This window comes from Rhodococcus sp. WB9, from assembly GCF_007558985.1.
GTDB lineage: Bacteria > Actinomycetota > Actinomycetes > Mycobacteriales > Mycobacteriaceae > Rhodococcus_F > Rhodococcus_F opacus.
Map to the genome: position 1 here is coordinate 6997941 of NZ_CP041769.1, position 24695 is coordinate 7022635.

Below are 24695 nucleotides of genomic sequence, written 5' to 3' on the forward strand. Positions count from 1 at the left end.
TTCACCACTAGGTCGTGGTGATCGTCGCAGCCATTCCCTGACCGCCACCGATGCACATCGTCACGAGGGCGCGTCCGCCGCCGCGGCGCCGCAACTCGTGCAGGGCGGTCGTCGTCATCCGCACGCCTGTCGCTCCGATCGGGTGGCCGAGCGAGATCCCGGATCCGTTCACGTTGAGTCGTTCCCGGTCGTCCCAACCCCATTCCTTCAAGACGCCGAGTACCTGGCAAGCGAAGGCCTCATTGAGCTCAACAAGGTCGAGGTCGTCGAAACCGAGCCCGGTGCGATCGAAGAGCTTGCGGGTGGCCGGGACCGGTCCAAGACCCATCGTCGCGGGGTCGCATCCGGCGGCGGTCCAGGATTCGAGGAACCCGATCGGCTCGAGACCGTAGTCGTCGAGTTTGTCCTCGGCGACGACCAAAAGCGCGGCGGCGGCGTCGTTCTGCTGGCTCGAATTGCCGGCGGTGACAACGCCGCCGGAGGTGACGGATCGGAGCTTGCCCAGCGAGTCGACGGTGCTGTCGGGGCGGATCCCTTCGTCCCGGGAGAAAAGGGTGCTCGTGCCCTTGCGTTCCGGTACCTCGATCGCCACGATTTCGTCCTTGAACAGCCCCGCTTCCCATGCCTCATGGGCCCGCAGGTGACTGTTCGCAGCGAGGATGTCGGACTCCTCACGGGTGATGCCGGATCGACTTGCGACGTTTTCGGCGGTTTCGATCATGCCGCTGATCTTCCCGAACCGCCATTCGGGCTGGGACCGCTCGCGGCCCCGGTCGAGCCGATCGTAGAGGTGCAGACCGCCTGCGCGAGTGCCCCATCGCGCGCCGGTCGTGTAGTGCTCGATGTTGCTCATCGACTCGACGCCACCGGCCAGCACCACGTCGGCAGCGCCGGTCTGCACCATCATGGCGGCGGTGACGAGGGCTTGGAGGCCCGTGCCGCAGCGGCGATCGGTCTGGATTCCCGAGACGGAGATCGGCAGGCCGGCGTCGACGGCCGCCCAGCGTCCGATGCACGGTGCTTCGGAACTCGCGTAGGACTGCCCGATGACGACCTCGTCGATACGGTCGGGATCGACGCCGGAGCGGGCAACGACCTCCTTGATTACGGTGGTCGCAAGGGTGACAGCGGGGACGTCTTTCAACGCGCCTCCGAATCGGCCTACGGGGGTGCGCACCGGTGAGACGAGTGCGGCCCTGCGGATGGCGGTCGTGCCGGTCATGGAAGTCCCTTCACAATGAGAAGATTCGAATTACTTACGGCCACTGTCAGATGTGGCGTCCGCCGGTGACTTCGAGGACGGTGCCCGTCATGTAGCTGGACAGATCGGACGCGAGGAACAGCGCCACGTTCGCGATCTCCTCGGGTTCGGCGCCGCGGCCCATCGGGACCTCCTTGAGCTTCGCCTCGATGATGTCGGCGCGCAGGGCACGGATCATGTCGGTGTTCACCACGCCGGGCTGGATCGCGTTGACCCGGACGCCGAGGTGGGCGACCTCCTTCGCGGCCGCCTTGGTCAGGCCCACCATGCCGGCCTTCGCGGCGCTGTAGTTGGTCTGCCCGACCATGCCGACCTTGCCCGAGATCGACGAGATGTTCACGATCGAGCCCTTGCCGGCCTCGCGCATCGCGATGGAGGCGATCTGGGTGCCCAGCCACGCGCCCTGCAGGTGCACGTCGATGACGGAGCGGAAATCGGCGAGGGACATCTTGCGCAGCGTCGCGTCGCGGGTGATGCCGGCGTTGTTGACCCACACGTCCATGGCGCCGAACGTGTCGAGCGCCGTCTTGCCCAGGTTCTCCATCTGGTCCGGCTCGGTCACGTCGCACGCGACCGCGACCGCCTGGAATCCGTCGGCCTCCAGCTTTCCGGCGGCGGCCTTGACGTTCTCGGCGTGCATGTCGCCGAGAACGACCGACGCGCCCTCACTCGCGAACTTCCGGGCCATCTCGAAACCGATGCCCTGGGCCGCGCCCGTGACGACGGCGACCCGTCCCTCGAGAAGTGTCATGAATTCTTCCTTCCTCGGTATGTGTGCTCGTCAGTTCCAGGTCCGCAACATCCCCGCAGCTGATGATCTGTTTCTGGATGTCAGCACTGCCCTCACCGACACAGAGGATCGACCTATCCGGTCCTCAGTGTTAATTGCTCCTGCCGCGGCAAACTAAAAGGTTTTCAGTCTTACGGATATGTGCCCGATAATAATCGGGCGCCACGATTATCCGAGGATTATCCGGCCCATGTCAAAGATGCTGCGGCTAACCGACGGTTGCCCGTAGCCTATGCGTCGAACATCCTATGTAGCTGGGGTTTTCCTGTGCTTTAGACCACTCTTGACACTCCCGCAGTCCTTGCCGGATATTCATTCCATGATTGAACGTGAAGTGAGTGACGAAGACTTCAATGACATTCTCGCGCAAACCCGGGACTTTATTCAGAAGAAAGTCATACTTCGAGAAAACGAAATCGCGGAAAAGGATCTGATTCCGGACGACATTCGCCGCACTGCGGCGGAGATGGGTCTGTTCGGGTACGCCATTCCGCAGCGGTGGGGTGGGCTCGGTCTCGACCTCACGCAGGACGTGGAATTGGCCATGGAGTTCGGGTACACGAGCCTGGCGTTGCGGTCGATGTTCGGTACCAACAACGGGATTGCCGGCCAGGTGCTGGTGAATTTCGGTACGGACGAACAGAAGTCGGAATGGCTCGAGCGCATCGCATCGGGTGAGGTGGTCGCGTCGTTCGCGTTGACCGAGCCGGAGGCCGGGTCGAACCCGGCGGGCCTGACCACCCGCGCCGTTCTGAAAGACGGCACGTGGACGATCAACGGCACCAAGCGGTTCATCACCAACGCGCCGTTGGCTGATCTGTTCGTCGTGTTCGCGCGCACCCGTCCCGCCGACGAGACCGGCACCGGAATCGCGGTGTTCCTCGTTCCGGCCGACACCGCCGGTGTCGTGGTCGGGCCGAAGGACAAGAAGATGGGTCAGGAGGGTGCCTGGACCTCGGAGGTGGCGTTCGACGACGTCACCGTCCCCGAATCCGCTCTGGTCGGCGGCAGCGAGGAGGCCGGCTACCGGGCCGCCATGACGTCCCTCGCCCGGGGCCGGGTGCACATCGCGGCCCTTGCCGTCGGTAGTGCTCAGCGGGCGCTCGACGAGTCCGTCGCCTTTGCGGCGGTCACGAAGCAGGGGGGCACCCCGATCGGTGACTTTCAGCTGGTGCAGGCCATGCTCGCCGATCAGCAGGTGGGCGTATCCGCGGGCCGCGCGCTGGTGCGGGACGCGGCGCAGAAGTACGTCAGTGGTGAGGACCGGCGGATCGCCCCGTCCGTGGCGAAGCTGTACTGCACGGAGATGGCCGGCAAGGTTGCCGACCTCGCGGTGCAGGTCCACGGCGGCAGCGGGTACATGCGAGACGTTCCGGTGGAACGGATCTATCGCGAGGTGCGCCTGCTGCGTCTGTACGAGGGCACCAGCGAGATCCAGCGCCTGATCATCGGCGGCGGCCTCGTCCGCGAAGCCAAGAAAGCACTCTGATCCGATGACCGTCGCAACACCGGTCGGTCGGGAGGACTGGCGGCTCCACGCCCGTTGCCGCGGGATGGACATCGCGGTCTTCTATTCGGGCGATGACTATCACCATTCGCAACGGCGGCAGGAGCAGGTCGCGAAGACGATCTGCCGACAATGCCCGGTGATCACTGAATGCCGAGAGTGCGCAATCCATTTCGGGGAGCAGCACGGCATCTGGGGCGGCCTCAATCCGAGGGAATTGCGGGCTGCGCGTAAGTGGAGTCGATGGGACAGACAACCGACCCAGTGCGTACACGAGTGACTCTGGCAACTCGGAATCTGTGGACGTCGCAGGGCGAGCGACGCATCCGTCTTCGTCGATGCCTACTCGCGCACACCGACCCCGTTCCGGTCCTGGGGACACCCGTTGAGGGTGTGTTCGATGCCTGAAACCGCCACGTGCTCGCGGTTACTACCGGCGCTGATCAGCGCCGCGCTCACCAGTGCCATCGTCAGTTCACTGGGGATGCTGCTGGTTCCGACGATCGCGGGCGAGATGGACATCGAGGTGAGCACCGCGCAATGGATGCTCACTGTCAATCTTCTGGTCGGGGCGATCGCGACGCCGATCATGGGCCGGCTCAGCGATGGGCCCCATAAGAAGCGACTGTTGCTCGGGGCACTGGCAACCGTGGTCGTCGGGTCGATTGTCGCCGCGGCGGCCCCCAATTTCATCGTGTTCCTGGTCGGACGTGCGTTGCAGGGATTGACCTACGGGATCGTCCCGGTGACGATCGCCCTGGCGCGCCGGTACCTGACCGACGACAAAATGCGGTATGGCATCTCGAGCCTGTCGGTGACCGTCGCGAACGGCCTCGGGGTCGGGTACCCGTTGACCGGGATCCTCGGCGACCTTCTCGGTTTCCGCTTCGCCTTCTGGTTCGCCGCCCTGTTCACCCTCCTCGCCGGCGCCGTGGTGTGGCGCATCGTCCCCGGCGGACCCGACGAGCACGCTCTGTCGGTTCCCTTCGACATCTGGGGAGCGCTGCTGGTCGGAGCAGGGTTGGCGTGCCTGCTCGTCACGGTCGGCGAGGGCGGGCGGTGGGGATGGACGTCCCCGTGGACCGTCGGATTCTCCGTCGGCGCCATTATTCTCCTGGCTGCGTGGGCACTCCTCGAACTGCGGATCAACCATCCATTGATCAACTTGCGCGTACTACGCGACAGGGATGTGCTGGTCGCCAACGGCACCGCTGCCGGCCTCGGCGCCGCCATGTACATCTGCCTCTCCGTTGCCAGTCTCATCGCTCAATCTCCCGACACCACCGGTTACGGCATCGCACGCCCCCTGTTCTGGACCGGATTCGTGATGCTGCCCCTTTCGGTGGCCAGTGTCGGGGCGAACCAGTTAGTCCGGGTTCTGGCGCACCGCTGTCGCATGCGGACACTTCTGCTTCTCGATTCTGGCCTCGTGACCACTTCGTCCGTGCTGTTGTGGTGTGCGCACGACGCACTCTGGGAGATCCTCGTCGGCATGTTCGGATTCGGGGCCGGGATTGGCATGACGTACGCCGCCATGCCCGCCCTGATCGCACGCACCGTCGCAGCCACCGAACTCGGCAGTGCTGTCAGCTTCAACCAGGTGCTCCGCACCGTCGGCGGGTCTCTTGGCAGCGCCGTCTCCGGTGCCGTGCTCGCCGCGCATCTCGCTCGGGACCTGCATCCCACCCCGACCGGCATCAGCACCGCCCTCGCCCTCGGCGCGTTGGGCTGTGCGGCGGTGTCCGTCGCGCTTGTCACCCACCGCGTGACAGCACCGCGGGAGAGGCTCTCCGTTGCTGTCGACACCGTGTGAGCGACATCAGCGCTCCGGAGAGCACTCCCGTCCTGATGACGGCGGCAGTGCGCCATATGCCATTTCAATCATGACTTTGTTCCACGACCCATGCCGCGACCTGCGCGCGGGAGGTGAATCCCAGTTTCGCCAGGATGTGTTCGACATGGCCTTGCGCCGTACGAGGTGAGATCACCAGGCGGGTAGCGATTGCCTGATTGGTCAGGCCTTCGGCGATCAGATCGGCGACTTGGAATTCCCGCTTGGTCAGTCGGACCGATGTGCCGCTGACACGACTGGCAGTGCTCGGCGGTTGTTCGTGGAGGGCAAAGGTGGTTGCCGCGTCGAAGTCGAGGTGTTCACCCTTGCGATGGGCCGCTCGGAAGGCTTTGTCCCCAAGGTCCTGATGAATCTTCTGTTCACAGTTCCGGTGGTGTACAACCAGCTTGGAATGTACGACAGGTGCGCTTCCTATTGATCGCGCCAACGCTGCCGCGGCTCCCATCAGAGTTGCAGCTCGTGGTGCGTCGTGCACGTCGCAGGCGATCCAAGCCAACGCCTCCAGGCATGCCGTGGCGACGCGGGGGCTGTGCACGTGCCGGGCCAGTTTCAAAGACTCCTCGACGAGGTGCACCGAACGATCTGTCTCCCCTTGTTGCCACACAACAATGCCCAGGGCCCAGAGCGAATGCGCCCGATACATTTCCTCGCCGTGTTCGTCGGTCAACGCCAACACCCGCTGATGGCATTCGATTGCCTGGTGTGTCATTCCACACAATTCGTAGGCCATCCCCAAGGGATAGAGAACCCCGACTTGGTGCGTTCGATCCCCGCGTTCGCTGAACTCTGCGAGTGCGGTTTCGAGGTGAGGGTATGCGCGCTTGGGATCACCGCTGAAGAGGGCGGACATCCCGTCAGCGAAGGCCGCGAAGGCGTTCATCGTGGGATCGCTGGTCTGCGCAGAGAGCGTTCGTCCCTGCTCGACGAGGTCGGCGGCCGTCTGGAGATCGCCCTGTGCTTCTGCCATTACGCTCGCACAGTAGAGCGCCTTGATCCTTTCGACGCTCGGAGAGTGGCTGTGTCTGGCCAAGAGGCGGTCCAGCCAGCGGCGTCCCTCACTGTAGAGACCTTGGGAGGTCCAGAACACGAAGAGCGCCGCTGCGGTGCGCAGCCCCGCACCGGGGTCGTCCTCGACGCTGAATTCGAGAGCTTCCCGGATGTTCGACTGTTCCCGCTTCAGGCGGGCGATCCACTCGAGCTGGCGTGCGCTGATCCACGTCGCCTCCGCGTCCCCGGCCAACGCCTCATACCAGTCCCGGTGCCGCCGCCTCAGTAGTTGGACCTCGCCGGTCCGGGTGAGTTTCGAGTAGCCGTAGTCGCGGAGGGTCTCGAGTATCCGGAACCGCACCGCCGAACCGGCGTCCTCGCGTATCAGGATCGACTTGTCCACCAGGGACATCACCGTGTCCGACAGGTTTTCTGATGACGGTTCCACCCCGCAGACCTGTTCCGCCGCATCGAGTTCGAAGCTGCCCGCGAATACCGAGAGTCGTTCCCATAACCGCTGTTCGGGGGCGGTGCACAACTCGTAGCTCCAGTCGATACACCACTGCAGGGTCTGTTGCCGCGTCGGCGCACCCCGGCTGCCGCGAGTAAGGAGGGTGTAACGGTCTGTCAACCGCCCAAGGATTTGCTCGGGCGACATCGCCCGCAGCCGGGCCGCGGCCAACTCGATCGGCAGCGGCAATCCGTCGAGTCGGTGGCAGATCCCGGCCACCGCCGCCGCGTTGTCGTCGGTGACGGCGAACCCGGGCACGGCGGCGGAGGCGCGTTCGGTGAACAGTGTCACCGCATCGTATTGAGGCAACCCCTGTAGCGAGATCGGCCGCTCGGGATCGGGAACGCCCAGGGCGGAACCCGCAGCACCGCCTCCCCGCCGCTACCGAGTGGTTCACGGCTGGTGGCCAGCACCCGTAGCCGCGGACATGCCCGCAGCAGGGCATCGGACAGCTCCGCGGCGGCGTCCACTAGGTGTTCACAGTTATCGAGAACAAGCAGGAGCTGGCGGGTCGTCAGGTATGTCACCAGAACCTCACGCAACGGTCGCGCAGAGTGCTGCTGGACCCTCGGGGCGCTGGCCACCGCGTCGACCAGCAAGGTCTCGTCGTGCAGTTCACTCAGCTCGACCAGCCATGCACCGTCGTCGTACTCGCGTTGCACACACGTGGCAGCCCGCAGGGCCAACCGCGTCTTGCCGACACCCCCGATCCCCGTTAAGGTGACCAGCCGGGTCCTGGCCAGCAGATTTTTCGTTTCGGTCAGCTCGTGTCGGCGGCCGACGAAACTGGACAATTCCAGCGGAAGTTTCCCGGTCGGGGTGGCACCTGACGGACGATGTGGATCACCCGGTCCGGCTCGCCGGTCCTTCGGATGTGCGCGGGGGTCCGCGCGCAGGGCCATCTCGTCGACCGGGATTCCGTGGTTCCGTTGGAGCTCTCGTAGTTCCTCTCCGAACTCGGCGGCTCCGGCGGGGCGCTGACCGGGCGTCCGGGACATCGCGCGGGCGATCAGCGCGGACACGTCGTCGGGGATTCCGTGCTCGCGCAGGTCGGGCACCGGCTGGGTGGTGATCCGAAGGAACTGCGCGACCACCTGCTCACCGCTGTGGCGTTCGAACGCAGCGTGACCGGTCAGGAGGCTGAAGAGGGTGGCGCCGAGGCTGTAGACGTCGGCGGCTGGGCTCGGTGCGTCTCCTTCGAGCACTTCCGGCGCGGTGTAGGCCGGCTGTCAGTTTCAGAAGTCGGCTACACGATCAGCAGGAGTTTTCCCAGGTTGTGCAGTGGACTGTGGACGCATTTGCGACGCATTTTTGTCAGGGAATAACTGCACGAAGTTCCCCGACGTTGGCTGTTCCCGGGTGCTTTTCAGCCATCCGGTCACGGTTCCGGCTCGTCGGTCCGTCAGGACATCGACGGGCCGATGGGTGCTCATGTCGACCAGAACGCGTCAACGCTGGGAGTGCACACCAGCCGTTCCACCTTGCTGCGGCTGGCCCGAACGGCTGGGCCAGTTACCGATCGAGGCGCCGGCGAGAGCGCGGTCGTAACGACTGTGGATCCACCGCCATCGATCGAGTAACCGTCGCCCCCGCGTCCATCGCGCACCTCACGTCGCCTGCATGGCTCAACTTCGTCCATCATGTCGTCCCTGCGTCGACACCAGCGATCACGATCAACCGACGGGTCTGCGCCGACAGCAGCGCGAAAGGTCAGCCAGGCACCGACAGCGATATCCTGGGGGCACGTCGTTCCGAGGTGAATGGATGCATCCACACGGTTCTTGCCAGCACAGTGCTCTGCCCACAATCCTCGGTGCGACGCAGACGATTGGACACTCCGATGGCCGCAGGTGATCCTCTCGAGACCCAGCGTGACGTGGCCCCGGCGGTCACGGCGGAGCTCAGCACGGCCGGATTCGACGACGCTCACGAAATCGGGCGCGGCGGCTTCGGTGTCGTCTACCGCTGCACCCAGCCCGCCCTGGACCGCACCGTCGCGGTCAAGATCCTCACCGCCGACCTGGACGAGGACAACCGGGCACGATTCTTCCGGGAACAGCGGGCGATGGGCCGCCTGACCGGCCACCCGAATATCGTGAGCGCCCTGCACGTCGGGACCACCGACAGCGCCCGCCCCTACATCGTGATGCAATACCACCCGCAGGACTCCCTTGACGCGCGGATCCGCCGCCGCGGCCCGCTGCCGTTGGAGGAAGCGCTCCGGCTCGGGGTGAAGATGGCCGGCGCGCTCGAGACCGCGCACCGTCTCGGCATCCTGCACCGGGACGTCAAACCCGGGAATATTCTGCTCACCGATTACGGGGAGCCGGCGCTGACCGACTTCGGGATCGCCCACGTCGCCGGCGGCTTCGAGACCGGCACCGGCACCGTCACCGGGTCACCGGCCTTCACCGCCCCCGACGTTCTGAGCGGCAAGCCGCCGAGTACCGCCTCGGACATCTACGGTCTCGGCGCCACCTTGTTCTGCGCCGTCACCGGGCACGCCGCGTTCGAACGCCACAGCGGTGAGCACGTGGTCGCGCAGTTCCTGCGGATCACCACCCAGCCGGTCCCGGACCTGCGCGAGCAGGGCATCCCCGAGGATGTGTCCGGGGTCATCGAACGGGCCATGGCCGCCGATCCGCGCCAGCGTCCGGCCACCGCCGCCGCGTTCGGTAACGAACTGCGCCGGATCCAACTCGCTCATGGCCTCCCGGTCGACGAGATGGCCCTGCACACCGAACCCGGAGCGGCACCGTCCGATCCGGAGTCGACGCGGGTACACCCGCAGCCCGCGGGGACCGCTCCGGCTCGGCCTGCGCCGTCGGCGCTGCCCGCGGTCGGGAGTTCGGCCGGACAGCTGCCGCTCGAGCTCACCAGTTTCGTCGGTCGGCGCCGGGAGCTGACCGAGGCGCAGAACCTGCTGTCGGTCTCGCGTCTGGTGACGTTGACCGGGATCGGGGGTGTCGGGAAGACGCGCCTGGCGCTGCGGGTGGCCGCGGACACGCGGCAGGGGTTCGGCGACGGGGTGCGGTGGGTCGAGCTGGGAGAGTTGCAGGATGGATCGTTGGTGGTGGACATGGTGGCCGCCGCCCTCGGGATACGGGATCGGTCCGCGCGAGCACTCGACGACGTGGTTGCGGAGTTCCTCGGCCCCCGGCACCTGCTGCTCGTGCTGGACAACTGTGAGCAGGTCGTCGATGCGGTTGCCGCACTGGTGGAGATGCTGCTGCGCAGCTGCCCGGAGCTGCGGATCCTGACCACCAGCCGCGAACCCCTGGGCATCGGCGGGGAGGCGGTACTGCGGGTGCCGCCGATGACGGTCCCCGACCCGGACCGCGAGCCGTCACTTGCGGGGCTGCCCCGGTACGACGCGGTGAGATTGTTCGCGCAGCGGGCCGCCGCCGCCGTGCCGGGATTCGAGCTCACCGAGGACAACCGGGGCGCGGTGGCCCGGATCTGCCGGCAGCTCGACGGCCTTCCCCTGCCGATCGAGTTGGCGGCGGCGCGGCTGCGGGCGATGTCGCCCGAGCAGATCCTGCAGCGGCTGACCCACCGGTACGAGCTGCTCACCCGCGGCAGCAGAGGTGCGCCGACCCGGCAACAGACGCTGCGGCTGTCCATCGACTGGAGCCACGACCTGTGCACCCCGGCCGAGCAGCAGCTGTGGGCCCGGCTGTCGGTGTTCGCCGGCAGTGTCGAACTGGACGCGGCAGAGGACGTCTGCGGCGACGGCGTGGCCCCGGACGATGTGCTTGATGTAGTGACCTCGCTGGTCGACAAGTCGATCCTGATCCGGGAGGACGCCGGCCCGGTGGTGCGGTTCCGGATGCTCGAGACGCTGCGCGACTACGGCCGGGAAAAGTCCGAGCAGTCCGGCGAGCACCCGGTGCTGCGTCGGCGGCATCGGGACTGGTACCAGCAGTTGGTGTCACAGGCGCAGGCCCAGTGGATCAGTCCTCGGCAGCGGGAGTGGATCGCGCGCCTCGAGCGGGAGCAACCGAACCTGCGCGAGGCGATGGAATTCTGTCTGTCCGAACCCGGCGATGACACGACCGCGGGGCTGCGGATCGCCGTCGCCCTGTTCCAGTTCTGGCTCTCCCGCGGCCTGCTCAGCGAGGGACGGCACTGGTTCGAACGCGCCCTGGCCCACCGGCCCGGGCAGCCGACCGCGGCACGAGTCGAAGCACTGTACGCCGACAGTGTCCTGGCCGAACTGCAGGGCGAGATCGCGTCGGGAACCGCGCGGGTCGAGGAGGCGCGGGCCCTCGCCGAACAGTTTGCCGACCCCCTGGTTCACGCGCGCGTCGCCCACGCCGACGGACTTCTGGCCCTCTATAGCGGCGATATTCCCCACGCCTGCACCCGCCTGGAGGAAGCCCTCACGGTGTTCGGCGCCCGCGGCGACCTGTCGGAGCGGGTGTGGATTCTGATGATGCTCGGGGTGGCGTACGAATTGCGGGGAGATGCTCCCCGGGCCATCACCTGCCATCAGCAGGTGCTGGCCATCACCGAAGCCAACGGGGAATCGGTGTTTCGGTCGTACTCGCTGTGGGCTCTGGGGGTGGCGGTCTTCCGACAGGGTGATCGCGGCCGAGCAGTTCGGTTACTGGAACAGTGCCTGCGGCTGACACGGCTGGTGGACGAACCGCTCGCCGCCGCCGTGACCCTGGAGGCCCTGGCATGGACCGCCGGCGCCGAGAACAGCGCACACCGCGCCGCCGTCCTGCTCGGCGCCGCCGAGGCGCTGGGCCGATCCCTCGGCAGCACCCCGGTGCTGTTCCACAACATGCTCGCACACCATGAGGACTGCGAGCGGCTGGCCCGCCGGGCACTCGGTGAGCGAGCCTTCGAGAGCGCCCGCCGGGAGGGTGCCGCCCTGGGGTTCGAGGAGGCCGTCGCCTACGCCCTCGGCGAGCACCCCCCGGCCGTAGCACCGCCCGCTGGTCACACGCCGAGCCTGACCAAACGTGAGCGGCAGGTCGCCGACCTCATCGCCCAGGGCCTCACCAACAAGGCCATCGCCACCCGGCTCGTGATCTCCCAACGCACCGCGCAGGGCCACGTGGAACACATCCTCACCAAACTCGGATTCACCTCACGAGCCCAGATCGCGGCCTGGGTCGCCGAGCACGCACAGGACGAGCGCGCCTGACCCGGTGTAGGTCGACCCGCGCGCAGAATTTGGGGCTACCGCCCCGTCGTCGGTCCATGTCGCGGCGTGGGTGGGGTCGATCGCCGTTGCCAGGCCGACCGCGTCCACGCGGGAGACCCGATACCCGGTGTCGGGCAGCGAGGCCCGGACCCGCGCAGCACGATCACGAGCCGATCGGCGTACGGTGCACCCAGCAACAGGTAGAACACGACACCGAAGAGCGACCCCTCCCGCACACCGGCGTCCACCCCTAGAGGCGACCGCCAGGGGCGCCCAGCGCATCCCCGCCCGACACCACCGGTGCCCGACCGTCGGGCGCACCGGCCGCCCGCGGCGGTTTCCACCCGGTGTGGGTCTCGGTGCTCGCCGGGAGGATATTGAGTTTACGACCGCATGATGGTGATCCGTCCTCGAATGGGCTCGCCCGCCACGGGCAGTGCCCGTCGAACGGGCCGGCATCGGGGGCAGGAATTGCGCCACCCGTGTCAGCCCGACAGGGGTGGCGGGGTGACCGCGGTGGGAGCATCGGCAGGCATTGCAGCTCAGCGGCCCTCAGCGCGCTGATCATGCCTCATATCCAACGAGACAGGACACCCCGGTGTGGTCTATACGTTCGCGGAAAGAGCTTCGGCCTGGGCAATGACGCCCTCAGCGGTCTTCACGTGTGCGATGTCGATGTGCTGTCCTTCGAAGTCGACAGCGGCGCTTCCCGCAGCCTCGGCGGTCTCGAAGGCCTCGATCATGCGGCGGTAGAAATCGACCTGATCTTGCGGCGGTGTGAAGACGTCGTTGGCGATGGCGACGTGCGAGGGGTGGATGCACACCATGCCGCGATAGCCGAGTTGCTTGTTGTCCAAGAAGAACTGCCGGGCACCGTCAAGATCCTTGATGTCCTGCCACACACCGGCCACAGGATGATGCAATCCGGCCGCCCGGGCAGCAAGCACCAGACGGCTGCGCAGGTAGAGCGTCTCCAGACCTGCCGGTGTGAACTCGAATCCGAGTTCGCGGCCGACATCGGCGTTCGGGCCGGTGGCGCCCAGGAGGCTCGAGATGCGGGGGCTGGCCGCCGCGATCTCCTCGCAATGCGCCATGGCTACCGCCGTCTCGTAGCTCACGATGAGGCCCACGCTGCCCGCCTCGAGCCCCTCCCGGGCCTCGATGTGCGACACCACGGCGTCGATCCGCACAAGTTCCTCGGCGTCGAACACCTTGGGAAGGAACAGACCGGTCAGCCCCGGCCGGATCACCGCCTCGAGGTCACTGCCCTGGATCCCGGTCACGAATGCATTGGGCCGCACCCACACGTCGGCGCGAACACCCTCGGCGTGCAACCTGTCGATGGTCGCGGCAACAGTTTGGCGGGCTTCGTCCTTGTCGGCGGCGGGCACCGAGTCCTCGAGGTCGAGAATCAGAGCGTCGGCGCCGGAAGCGAGGCCCTTGTCGGCCCAGGCCGACTTGTGGCCGGGTACGAACAGCATGGAACGGTACGGCTTCATGAGAAACTCCTGGATTACGTTGTCGGAAATTAAGATTCGTCGGCGTAGAGCACACCGACTGCGAGCAGCTTCTCGAGCTGTTCGTCGTCGATCACTTCGAGTGCCAGGACGCGGGTGTCGGAGCCGACCTTGGGAGCATGGCCGCTCCGCTCGGGCCTCTCTCCGTCGAAGGTCCACGGCGGACGGACGAGCGCCAGGCCATCGGGCTGTCGGTCGATGAGATTCAGATGCTGCACCTGTTCGTGCTCCACATAGTCGGTCATCGAGAGCACGGGGGCGAATGGAACGTCCTCTTCCGTCAGTACCCGCTCCCAATGCGCTTTCGGTTTGGATGCGAATTCCGTCTCGACGATGGGCACCAGCTCGAAGTAGTTCGATTCGCGTGCCCGGTACTCGGCGAACCGAGGGTCTTCGGCCAGGTCCATGCGGTCCAGCGCCCGGCACAGCGAATGCCAGAACTTCTGCGACGACGACATGTGCACCGCCAGGTACTCGCCCGTTGACGTCGGCGCACAGAAGTTCTGGGCCTGAGGGTGGCGGCTCCTGCGGGTGGGGTCGTGACCGAGCTCGAAGGCTTGTGTGATGCCGTCGATGGTGAGCGTGCTGACGGCCTCCATGATGGAGGTTTCCATCCGCTGCGGATGGCCGGTCTTCAGGCGTCCGACGAGCGCGGCGAGGACTCCGGCAGCGGTGGTCAGTCCGGTGATGAGGTCGGCGCTCAGCCCACCGGCCAGCTGCGGATGCCCCTCGTCACTGAACAGTGAATACAGGCCGCCGAAAGCGTGGCCGATCGTGTCGTAGGCGGGGCGCGCCGCCAGGGGGCCACTGGATCCGAATCCGGTCACGGAGCCGTACACGATGTCGGGACGTAGGACCTGGCACTCCTCCGGCCCGAGCCCCATCGCTGCGACCTTGCCCGGGCGCATATTCTCGAGCACAACGTCGAATCGAGGAACCAGCGCCTTCACCAGTGCGACGCCCTCGTCCGACTTCAGATCGACCGACAGACTACGTTTGCCGGCGTTGTACTGGCGAAAGTATGGACTTTCGTCATTCTGCCGGCGCCGGAAGTCGTCTCCTACAATCGGCCGTTCGATCTTGACCACTTCGGCACCGAGTGCGCACAGAAGCGATGTACCGAAGGGTAATGAAATGTATCCGCCGAGCTCCATGACCCGGATACCTTCGAGCGGCTTGTGTTGCATATCGTCCACTGTCCTTCTCATCTGTATTCGCCTTCGTCTTTAGCGGCCGAACTCTGCACGGACCGAGTCGGTGTGCGCACCCAGTGCGGGCACCGATCCGCTGCGCACCGGCCACCCGTCGGCCACCGCCGGCGGCAGCAGCGCCGGCACCGGGCCGGACGGCGTCCCCACCTCGCGCCACCGGCCGCGCTCGATCAGCTGCGGGTGCTCGGCCAGGTCGCGCACGCTGTTGAGCCGCGCGTTGCCGATGCCCGCCGAGTCGGCCGTCTTCTGGATCTCCGCCAGCGTGTGCTCCGCGCACCACGCGCCCACGACCGCGTCCAATTCGTCACGCGCCTCGACGCGAGTGTCGTTGTGCGCGTAACGCGGCTCGTCGGCGAGCTCAGGCCTGCCGATCATCTCGGCCAGGCGACGCCACTCCCGGTCGTTGGTGGTCCCGAGCACCGCGGTCTGGCCGTCGGAGGTCGGGTACGCGCCGTAGGGTGCGATCATCGGTGAGCCCATACCGACGGGCACCGGCTCGGTACCGGCGTGGATCACCTGGTTGAGGGCGAACCCCATCATCTCGGCGACGGTGTCGAGCATGGCGATCGGGATGACCGCTCCCCGGCCGGTCCGCTCCCGGTCGTACAGCGCGGCCAGCACCGCGGAATACGCGTACAACGCGGTACCGACGTCGGCCACCGGAATGCCCGGCTTGGCCGGATGCCCCGGTGCGCCGGTGATGCTGCAGGACCCGCCCTCAGCCTGGATGAGCAGGTCGTACGCCCGCTTGTGGTCGAGGGGACCACCCTTCCCGTAACCGGAGATGTCCACCACGATCAGACGCGGATAGCAACGCGAAAGCTCAGCGGTCCCGATCCCCAGCCGATCGAGCGCGCCCGGGGCGAGATTGCTGACCACGACGTCGGCCGTGTAGAGGATGTTCCGGAAAATCCCCACGTCGGCGGCCGACTTGAGGTCCAGCGTCGCCGACTCCTTGCCGTGGTTGAGCCAGGTGAAGTGCGCCGACATCCCACCGACCACGGAGTCGTACGCGCGGGTCGAATCGCCGAAGCCCGGCGCCTCCACCTTGATCACCCGAGCCCCGAGGTCCGCGAGATGGCGCGTGCACAGCGGCGCCGAGATCGCCTGCTCCAGACCGACGACGGTGATGCCCGCGAGCGGGCCCTGCCTTTCCTGTTCGGTTCCGCTCACGAGAACTTCGGCTCCCGCTTCTCCCGGTGCGAGGACACGCCCTCGACCACGTCGGGGCCACCGAAGCCGTAGAACTCCAGTCCCAACGAGGCGTCGAAGATCGGCATCGCCTGCCGGTACCAGCCGTTGAGTGCCATCTTGGTGCCCTGGATACCGGTCCGCGAGCCGGCGGTCAGCTTCCGCGCGATCTCCATCGCCCGGTCCTGCACCTGGTCGTCGTCGACGCACAGCGAGACCATGCCGATCCGCTCCGCCTCCTCGCCGGTGAGCACCTCGTTGGTGAGCAGGTGGTACTTGGCCTTCGCCATGCTCGTCAGCAGCGGCCAGCAGATGGCGGCGTGGTCACCGGCGGCGACACCGAGCCGGACGTGACCGTCGACGATCTTGGCGCGACGGCCCGCGACCGAGATGTCGGCCAGCAGAGCGGCGACCAGACCGGCACCGGCAGCTGGTCCGTTGATCGCGGAAATGATCGGCTGCGGCACCTCGATGATGTTGCGCACCAGGTCTCGTGCCTCGCGCATCACCCGGGTCCGCGACGAGTAGTCGCCGATCATGTTCTCGACGAGATCGAAGCTGCCTCCTGCAGAGAAGGCCCGCTCACCGGCGCCGCGAATCACCACGGCGCGCACCGACTCGTCGAGGCCGATCACCGGCCAGATGTCGGCTAGCTCGCGGTGCGCGTCCGGGCCCACCGCATTGAGGTGCGGCCCGTCCAGCACGATACGGAGAATGCCGTCTTCCGGGCGGTCCACCGTCAGTGAGGTGAAGGCCTCGTAGCTGGTCACCATTACTCCTTTCTGGAAATTCTCGGGTAGAGCAGTGCGACGGCGGTCCGCTCAGGCGCCGCCCATCGCGACGCGTCGTCCGTAGTCCGCCGGTGCCCACCCGTGGTTCACGGGTTCCCGTGCGGGTGTGCCGCGGAAACGCGGTGCGGGCATCGGGTGCAGGACGCTGACTCCTTCATCGGTGGGCTCAGTACGACCGCGGCAGGTCGAGCACCTGCTGCGAGACGTAGTTGCGCACCATCTCCTGCGAGAACGGCGCGTTGCGCAGCAGGCGCACCTCCCGCCACAGCCGCTCGATGTGGTATTCCTTCGCATACGCGTAGCCGCCCAGGGTCGAGAACACCCGGTCGCACGCTTCGAAGCCGGCCTCGGCGCCGAGGTACTTCGCTGCCGCGGCCTCGTGCCCGCACTCCTGCTTGTCGTCGAAGAGTTTCGCGGCGTGCATCGCCATCCGCTCGGCCGCCTCGAGACGGATCCACGAGTCCGCGAGCGGGTGGGCGACGGCCTGATTCTGGCCGATCGGGCGATCGAACACCACCCGGTTCTTCGCGTACTCGGTACCGATCTCGAGGGCAGCGCGGCCGAGGCCGATGCCCTCCATCGCGACCACGATGCGTTCTGGGTTGAGTCCGTCGATGATGTAGTAGAAGCCCTTGTCGACCTCGCCGACGACGTCCTCGTCGGCCACGAACAGGTTGTCGATGAACAGCTCGTTCGTGTCGATGGCCGCGCGGCCGAGCTTGTCGATCTCGCGGATCGTGACGTGCTCGGGGTCGAGTTCGGCGAAGAAGATCGTCATCCCGGCCAGCGGCTTGTTCTCGTCTCGCGGGCTTGTGCGGGCCAGCAGCAGGATGCGGTGCGCGTTCTGGGCGTTGGTGATGAACACCTTCTGGCCGTTGATGACCCAGCCGCCGTCGACCTTGGTCGCCTTGGTCTTGATGCGCGAGGTGTCCACGCCGGCGGTCGGCTCGGTGATGCCGAACGCGGTGAGCATCTCACCCGACGCCAGCTTGGGGAGATACTTGCGCTTCATCTCCTCCGAGCCGTACCGGACGATCGGCGCGGGCGGGAAGACGTAGAAGTGGATCGCCGAGCCACCGCTCATGCCGCCGCCGGACGACGCGATCTCGCCCATCATCACCGCGGCCTCCTGCAGGCCCAGGCCGATCCCGCCGTACTCCTCCGGGATCATCGCGCCGAGCCAGCCCCCGTCCGCGAAGGCCTTGATGAAATCCCAGGGATATTCGTGCTTGTTGTCCTTGTCCAGCCAGTAGTTGTTGTCGAACTTCCGCGCCAGCTCGCGAGTCGCCTTGCGGACGATCTCGATGTTGCTTTCGGTATCGAAATCTGCCATCTCAGTACTCCTAGTCTTCGCCCGCGTACACGGGAATGTCCTCGAGCGGCGTCGCCGGGTCGAGCGACGACATGTCGCCGATCGGGGCACCGATGAACCGCGACCGGATGGCGCGGCGCATGATCTTTCCGTTCTTCGTCTTCGGCAGCGTCGGCACCGCATAGACCTCGGGTGCAAAGGATTTGCCCGCATTGGCCAACGCCGTCGCCTGCAGGTCGTCGCCGTCGACACCGCCCCCGCGCAGAACCGCGAATGCCACCGCGCGCTGACCGCGCATCTCGTCCGGCACGCCGATCACCGCGACCTCCGTGATCCGGTCGTCCCGCAGCAGGGCGGCCTCGATCTCGGCAGGCCCCACCCGGCGCCCGGACAACTTGATCGTGTCGTCCGAGCGGCCGTGGATCCGCCACATCCCGCCAGTGTCGACGCTCGCGAGGTCGCCGTGCACCCAGACGCCGTCCCAGCGGCTCCAGTAGGTGTCCAGGTAGCGGTCCCGGTCCTGCCAGAAGGCGTGCGTCATCCCGGGGAACGTGTTGAGCACCGCGAGTTCGCCGATCTGGCCGACGACGGGTTTGCCGTCGTCGTCGAGGACGGCAGCATCGACACCGGGCAGCGGTCCGGTGAAGGCCGCCGGTGCGGCGGGCAGGAACGGATAGCCGACGAGGATGCCGCCGCCGACCTCGGTACCGCCGCTGTAGTTGACGATCGCGCGCTCGCGCCCGCCGACCTCCTCGAACAGCCAGAACCAGGTCGGCTCGTCCCAGGCTTCACCGGTCGATACGAACGTCTTCAGGGTCGGCATCTCCGGAGCGGTGCCGTCGCCCGCCGCCTTCAGTGCGCGGGCCGCCGTCGGCGCGATGCCCTGCACGGTGACGCCGTTACGGTTCACGATCTCCCACATACGATTCGGTGCGGGATGGGTGGGCAGGCCCTCGATCATCACGATCGTCGCACCGAGCTGCAGCGGACCGGTCATGAGCATCGGGCCCACCAGCCACCCGAGGTCGGTGATCCAGGAGACCACGTCGTCGGCGTGCACGTCGAAGCCGTAGGCGAAGTCGACCGCCGTCTTGGCCGCGAAACCCCCGTGCGAGTGCACGATTCCCTTCGGCCTGCCCGTGGTACCGGACGTGTAGACGATCGTGAGCGGGTCGTTCGACTCGGTGTCCGCCACGTCGACGGGGTCCGGATCGGCGGGCAGTTCGTCGTAGTAGACGTCGCGGCCGGCCTGCATCGGCACGTCGGTGCCCAGGTGCCGGATCACCACGACGGAGTGGACCGATGGTGCCTGTGCCAGTGCCGCGTCCGCGGTCGCCTTCATCGCGACGACCTTGCCGCGACGGGTCGTGCCGTCGGCGGTCACCAGCAGCACGGCGTCCGAATCCTGCAGCCGGGTGGCCAGGGCGTCGGGCGCGTATCCGCTGAATGTGGGTACCGCGACCGCGCCGATCATCGCAATGGCGAGGAAGGCTACGGCTGCCTCGGGTACGACCGGCATGAACAGCACCACGCGATCGCCGCGGCGCACGCCCAGCCCCGCGAGGTGCGCCGCGAACCGGCTCACCTCCGCCGCGAGTTCCGCGAACGTCAGCGTGCGCCGCTGGCCCCCGTCGCCCTCGTAGACCACCGCGGTCTTGCCTGCGAGGTCACCGTGGGCATGCCGCAGGGCCGCCAGTTCGGCGACGTTGATCCGGCCGCCCGGGAACCATCGCGGGAACTCCCTGCCCTCGGACTCGTCGAGCACCCGGTCGAACGGCACCGAGAACTCGACGTCCAGGTCGGCGAGCGCCTCGCGCCAGAACCACCCGGGGTCGGCGACGGCGCGACGGCCCAGCTCGGCGACAGCGGTGGCGTCGTCGCCGAAGCCCCAGCTCTTCATCGCCGCGAGCAACCTCGCGCGCCCGCGCACCGCGGGGCCCGGAACCCAGGCCATCTCCTCGGGCTGGCTACTGATGCCCATTTCCGTGTTCTCCTTGTCTGGGGCTGTCGGTCGTCGGGTTCGGGATGAGCGGTCAGGCCTGCGCGTCGGCCGACTTCTTGAGCATCAGGCCGACACGGGTGGCGTCGCACACGATCTCGTCACGCTGGTTGAGGCCGTAATGACGGAAGGTGACGATGCCGGAGTCATTGCGGCTCTTCGACTCCCGAGCCGAGACGATCTCGGTGCGCACATGGATGGTGTCACCGTGGAACACCGGCTTCGGGAACTTGATCGAATCGAAGCCGAGGTTGCCGAGGGTGGTCCCGTAGGTGGTGTCGTGCATCGAGATACCGGCAACGAGGCCGAGGAGGAACAGGCTGTTCACCAGGCGCTGCCCGTGGATGGAGTCCTTGCTGTACTCCGCATCCAGATGGAGCGGTGCCATGTTCAGGGTCATCGTGCTGAACATGACATTGTCAGTTTCGGTCACGGTACGTCGCACCTCGTGGTCGATGACCATTCCCGGTGCGAATTCCTCGAAGTACAGACCTGGCATGTGACGTCCTTTCTCTCGAGCGACGAGTAGGTCCCTCGGTCGCTGCGTGTGTAGTTTCGCTGCGTGATCAGTCAGCAGACTTGGGCCGCAATCGATTCAGGATCGTTGCGATGTCGGTGACGTTCTCGAGGTCGTACACGGCTTCGATGACGGCGTCCGCGTCGGTGTCGTTCACCACCCCGTCGATGTTGTGGCGGAATTTGGCGATCAGTTCGTCGTCGGTCATGTAGGTGACCGGATCCGGCGACGGGCTGCCCTTGGGGTAGCCGCGTTCGCCCGAGAACTGGGTTCCGCGCGCGTGGACCTCCACGCGCGAGCGGCGTGCGGCCGGGTTACTCGCCAGCGCCGCGGTGTAGTCGGGGTGCTCCTGGAACGTCGTCTTCGTGGTCAGCTCGAGGACGGACGGATCGAGCACTGCTTCCGGCGTCTGCCAGTCCTTGCCCGGGGGAATCCGGTGGGCGGCGAGCGCGAGGCCGTGAGTCATGCTGAACTGCGCATCGCGTGGATTGCGGATGGTCTCGTTGACCCACACCGGCTGCATCACGAAGCTCTCGCCCCAGGCGTTGATGGCGTCGATCTCGTCGGGTTTGATGTCGTTGACCTCGATGATCTCGGTGAGGGCGTCGAACAGCGCGTGCATCACCCGGCAGTGGGGATACGGCTTGAACGACTGGAACGGGGTGAAGGTCCACTCCGTCCCCAAACCCGCGGTAATCGGCGCCGGCTCCCAGCGTGAGGTCCCGATGAATCGGGGGAAGCCGTATTCGCGGTCATCGAGCATCTGGCGGTCACCGGTGTGCCCGAGTTCGGCCAGGTGTGCGGCCGTCACCGCCGACAGGGCCATCCCGCCCGCGAGTTGGTACTTGATCGTCGTCGAGGGCGCGTGCATCATCCAGGCCCGTTGGGTATTGGTGGGCATCGTCGAGCCCATGATCCCGAGTGCATCGGCCAGCGTGTCGCTGCCGAAACTCTTGACGACGCCGATCGCCGCCGCCGCACCGAACAGCGTGCTGCTGTAACCGATGACCTTCGGGATCGTGACGACGCCGTCCTTGATGTCGCGCAGATAATCGGTGGCCTTGCCGATGCGGTACGACATCTCGTGTGCAACGGCGATCGCCGTGAGGAGCCGTTCGCCCGAGGAGTGCAGGGCTTCGGCCGTCGCCAGCGCACCGGGCACGACGTAGGGCGTCACGTGACCGGGCGGCAGGACTGCGTCCTGATCGAGGGCGTTGATCAATTCGGCGTTGGCGAACGCCGCACCGGGTACCGACGTCGTCGTGCCCGTGCCGATGATCGACGCCGAGCCACCCGACCCTCCGAGGAACCGGCCGTGCTCGATGCCCCGGCGCGCGCCCGCGTCGCCGAGCGACGCCACCGCGCAGCCGAGGGTGTCCAGCAGAATCCGCTTGGACTCGGCAACCACGTCACCCGGGAGCGATCGTCCCTCGGCGCGGGCGGCGAAATCCGCGAGTTCTTCGACAATTGTTGGCATCAGATTCTTCCTCTTGTTGCTGAGATGGTGATCGTGACGTCGGTTCGGTTACACCGGCCACTGGATGTGCTTGACTTCGAAGAACTCCCGGAATCCCTCTTCGCCGCCCTCGCGGCCGATTCCGCTGTGTCCGGGACCGCCCCATGGAGCGTCCCCGCGCATGCCGCCACCGCCGTTGATGGTGACCGTGCCCGAGCGCACGCGGCGGGCGAACGCGAGAGCATCGGGGGTGGGGCCCCACACGTTGGCGTTGAGGGCGTACTTGACACCGTTGGCCATGCGGACGGCCTCGTCCAGGTCGGTGTACGGCATCACCACTCCGACGGGCGCGAAGAGTTCCTCCTGCGCGATCTCGGCGTCGTTCGAAATGCCGGTCACCAGAGTCGGTTCGAGGAAGAAGCCGTCATCGAGGCCGGGCGGCCTGCCCCCGCCGACAGGTACCTCGGCGCCGGCCTCCCGGGCACGCGCCAGGAACCCCTCCACATTTCCACGGTGTTCGCCGGTGATCAGCGGCCCCAGGACGGTGTCGGGGTGATGGGGATCGCCGACCGTGAGGCCACCGAGGAACTTGCCCGACCGCTCGACGTACTCGTCGAAATCAGCCTGGGGCACCAGGGTTCGTGTCGTCGCCCCGCACGCTTGGCCGCTGTTGCGGGTGAAGCGCAGCGCGGAGGCGGGCACCGCCTTCTCGATGTCGGTGCCGGGCAGCACGATGTTGGGTGATTTGCCGCCGAGCTCGAGGACGACCTTCTTCAGGGTCGGGGCCGCCAAGGTGAGGATCTTGCTGCCGACCGCGGCGGAACCGGTGAACGTCACCAGGTCGACCTCCGGGGCACCGACCACCTGTTCCGTCACGCTCGGCGGACCGAAGACCAGGTTGACCGCGCCCGGGGGGAATCCCGCCTCTTCGATCAAACGCATGATCGCGGCCGTCAACAGGACGGCCCGCGGCGAGGTCACCAGGACCGTGGAGCAGCCCGACGCCAGCGCGGGGCCGAGCTTGTACGCGCACATCATGACCGGGACGTTGTAGGCGACCACAGCGGCCACTACACCGGCGGCGTCCCGCACCAGCATGCTGCTGGAGACGATCGGGTCGTGATGCAGCGGAAGGGGTTGCTCGTACCCGTCCCGCGGACCGCGCGCCGCCGCATCGGCGAACCACCGGAAGAATCGGACGGGCAGATCGACGTGCAACGTCGCGGCGCTGCTGATCGGTGTGCCGATCTCGGTGGCGGCGAGGTCGACGATCGTCTCCCGGTCCCGCTCGAGCAGATCCGCCAGCCGGTGCAGCAGGGCACTGCGCTCACCCGGCCCGAGGCGGCTCCACTCGCCGTCGTCGAACGCTCGCCGGGCCGCGGACACCGCCGCGGTGGCCTGCTGCCGGCTTGCCGCCGGCGTGACGGCCAGTTCCCGACCGGTCGTCGGGTTGACCGAATGAATCGCCTCTCCTTCGCCCGCATGCCACCGCCCGTCTATGTGGCACTCCGCCTTGACAATCGGTGCAGTCATGAATTGGTCCTTTCCCGTCAGATTTCGTGGCAGCAACATCTGTCAGCCCGCCATGTAGCCGCCGTCGACGACGAAGGAGCCGCCGGTCGCATAACCGGCGCGATCGGAGAGGAGCCAGCACGCCATTTCGGCGATGTCGTCGGGTTGCGCGAGTGCGCCGAAGGGGATTCGCGCCATGATGGTGGATCCGCTGCGGCGCTTGGCATCCTTCATCAAATCGGTGTCGGTATAGCCCGGGCACACCGCGTTGATCCGGATGGCCGGCGCGTATTCGATTGCCGCAGTTTTCGTCAGGCCGACGACGCCGTGTTTGGCCGCCGCATACCCGGCCGTGGTCTTGAATCCGGTGAGACCGGCGAGGGAGGCCGTGTTCACGATGGCGCCCCCACCCTGTGTCGTCATCTGCTTCAACTCGGCGCGCATACACAGCCACACGCCCTTGAGGTTCACGGCGACGGCGCGGTCGAAGGCCTCCTCGTCCCACTCCGCGACGGCTCGACCGCCCTGACCGATCTGCCCGCCGCTCACGCCCGCGTTGTTGAACGCGCCGTCCAGGCGGCCGTAGTGGTCGACGACCGCGGCGACCATCGCATCCACCGAGGCGCCGACCGTGAGGTCGGCGGGAAGCGCGATCGCCTCCCGGCCCGCCGCGCGCACCAGGTCTGCCGTCGCCGCGACGCCCTCCTCGGACACATCGGTCGCCGCGACCCGGGCGCCTTCCTTCGCGGCCAGCAGGGATGTCGCCCGCCCGATGCCTCCCGCCGCGCCGGTGACGAGTACTACTTTCCCGTCGAGTAATCCTGACATTTTCTGTCCTTCTTCCGAGTAGATGCGTGGTACCTATCCGACCCGTGAGGCCGGCCAGTCGCGGGCTGGTGAACGCCATGCGGGCCAGTGGTCCTCCGGCTCCGGGCGGGTCACCGACACATGGTGAAAGCACGCCTGGCACTTGACGACCATGCGGGGGCCGAGGTGGTTGGCCACGGGGTAGCGGGCGAGACTCGGTGCGCCGCAGGACGGGCATTCACCGTCGACGGTGGTGCGTTCGACGTAGACCCGGTCGGTCTCGGGGCGGGGGAACAGGAGCCGGTCGACTGCCATGGGG

17 protein-coding genes and 1 pseudogene are annotated in these 24695 nt (G+C 66.9%); 4 read left to right on the forward strand and 14 right to left on the reverse strand.

What is annotated here, in order from left to right; all coding sequences use genetic code 11:
- Positions 1–7: 7 nt before the first annotated feature.
- A complete protein-coding gene (locus tag FND50_RS32630) occupies positions 8–1204 on the reverse strand; it encodes an acetyl-CoA C-acetyltransferase (RefSeq protein ID WP_144289222.1) in 1197 nt (398 codons plus the stop codon).
- A 64-nt stretch (positions 1205–1268) separates the two neighbouring features.
- The gene (gene fabG / locus FND50_RS32635; protein ID WP_144288494.1) at positions 1269–2012 is read right to left on the reverse strand and encodes a 3-oxoacyl-ACP reductase FabG; all 744 of its coding nucleotides are present in this window, start codon (positions 2010–2012) and stop codon (positions 1269–1271) included.
- Between the two features lie 358 nt (positions 2013–2370).
- Here fabG and FND50_RS32640 point away from each other — a divergent pair, with 358 nt between their 5' ends.
- From FND50_RS32640 to FND50_RS32650, 3 genes are all read left to right on the forward strand, one after another.
- A complete protein-coding gene (locus tag FND50_RS32640; RefSeq protein ID WP_144288495.1) occupies positions 2371–3540 on the forward strand; it encodes an acyl-CoA dehydrogenase family protein in 1170 nt (389 codons plus the stop codon).
- Positions 3541–3544: 4 nt separating this feature from the next.
- Positions 3545–3838 carry a WhiB family transcriptional regulator gene (locus FND50_RS32645; RefSeq protein ID WP_144288496.1) on the forward strand — a complete coding sequence of 98 codons (294 nt, stop codon included), beginning with the start codon at positions 3545–3547 and terminating at the stop codon, positions 3836–3838.
- Positions 3839–3958: 120 nt separating this feature from the next.
- Positions 3959–5371, forward strand: a complete 1413-nt coding sequence (locus FND50_RS32650; protein ID WP_144288497.1) for an MFS transporter — start codon at positions 3959–3961, stop codon at positions 5369–5371.
- A gap of 64 nt (positions 5372–5435) precedes the next feature.
- On the opposite strand, the pseudogene FND50_RS32655 reads toward FND50_RS32650, so the two are convergent.
- A pseudogene (locus FND50_RS32655) lies at positions 5436–8134 on the reverse strand (ATP-binding protein); the annotation flags it as partial.
- 614 nt (positions 8135–8748) lie between these two features.
- Between FND50_RS32655 and FND50_RS32660 the strand changes: the two are divergent.
- Positions 8749–12063 carry a protein kinase domain-containing protein gene (locus FND50_RS32660; RefSeq protein ID WP_144288498.1) on the forward strand — a complete coding sequence of 1105 codons (3315 nt, stop codon included), beginning with the start codon at positions 8749–8751 and terminating at the stop codon, positions 12061–12063.
- A 605-nt stretch (positions 12064–12668) separates the two neighbouring features.
- Here the strand turns inward: FND50_RS32660 and FND50_RS32665 are convergent.
- The 11 genes from FND50_RS32665 to FND50_RS32715 all read right to left on the reverse strand — a co-directional run bounded on the left by FND50_RS32665 (position 12669) and on the right by FND50_RS32715 (position 24691).
- Positions 12669–13562: a CoA ester lyase gene (locus FND50_RS32665; RefSeq protein WP_144288499.1), complete on the reverse strand. Its 894-nt coding sequence runs from the start codon at positions 13560–13562 to the stop codon at positions 12669–12671.
- 29 nt (positions 13563–13591) lie between these two features.
- Positions 13592–14767 (reverse strand): CaiB/BaiF CoA-transferase family protein, encoded by a 1176-nt coding sequence (locus FND50_RS32670; protein ID WP_144288500.1) that lies wholly within the window; start codon positions 14765–14767, stop codon positions 13592–13594.
- A gap of 39 nt (positions 14768–14806) precedes the next feature.
- Positions 14807–15964: a CaiB/BaiF CoA-transferase family protein gene (locus FND50_RS32675; protein ID WP_144288501.1), complete on the reverse strand. Its 1158-nt coding sequence runs from the start codon at positions 15962–15964 to the stop codon at positions 14807–14809.
- Positions 15961–16755, reverse strand: coding sequence for an enoyl-CoA hydratase/isomerase family protein (locus tag FND50_RS32680; protein WP_260850785.1), 795 nt, complete (start codon positions 16753–16755; stop codon positions 15961–15963). The genes FND50_RS32675 and FND50_RS32680 overlap by 4 nt, the downstream gene beginning before the upstream one ends.
- Before the next feature lie 184 nt (positions 16756–16939).
- Positions 16940–18106: an acyl-CoA dehydrogenase family protein gene (locus FND50_RS32685; RefSeq protein WP_144288502.1), complete on the reverse strand. Its 1167-nt coding sequence runs from the start codon at positions 18104–18106 to the stop codon at positions 16940–16942.
- Positions 18107–18116: 10 nt separating this feature from the next.
- Positions 18117–20066, reverse strand: coding sequence for an AMP-binding protein (locus tag FND50_RS32690; protein ID WP_144288503.1), 1950 nt, complete (start codon positions 20064–20066; stop codon positions 18117–18119).
- Positions 20067–20118: 52 nt separating this feature from the next.
- On the reverse strand, positions 20119–20583 hold the full coding sequence (locus FND50_RS32695) for a MaoC family dehydratase (protein ID WP_144288504.1): 465 nt from the start codon (positions 20581–20583) through the stop codon (positions 20119–20121).
- 67 nt (positions 20584–20650) lie between these two features.
- Entirely contained in the window at positions 20651–22078 is a 1428-nt protein-coding gene (locus tag FND50_RS32700; protein WP_144288505.1) for an MmgE/PrpD family protein, read from the reverse strand.
- Positions 22079–22126: 48 nt separating this feature from the next.
- Positions 22127–23590: an aldehyde dehydrogenase family protein gene (locus tag FND50_RS32705; protein ID WP_144288506.1), complete on the reverse strand. Its 1464-nt coding sequence runs from the start codon at positions 23588–23590 to the stop codon at positions 22127–22129.
- 42 nt (positions 23591–23632) lie between these two features.
- Positions 23633–24397: an SDR family NAD(P)-dependent oxidoreductase gene (locus FND50_RS32710; protein WP_144288507.1), complete on the reverse strand. Its 765-nt coding sequence runs from the start codon at positions 24395–24397 to the stop codon at positions 23633–23635.
- A gap of 33 nt (positions 24398–24430) precedes the next feature.
- On the reverse strand, positions 24431–24691 hold the full coding sequence (locus tag FND50_RS32715) for a hypothetical protein (RefSeq protein ID WP_144288508.1): 261 nt from the start codon (positions 24689–24691) through the stop codon (positions 24431–24433).
- Between the last annotated feature and the right edge of the window lie 4 nt (positions 24692–24695).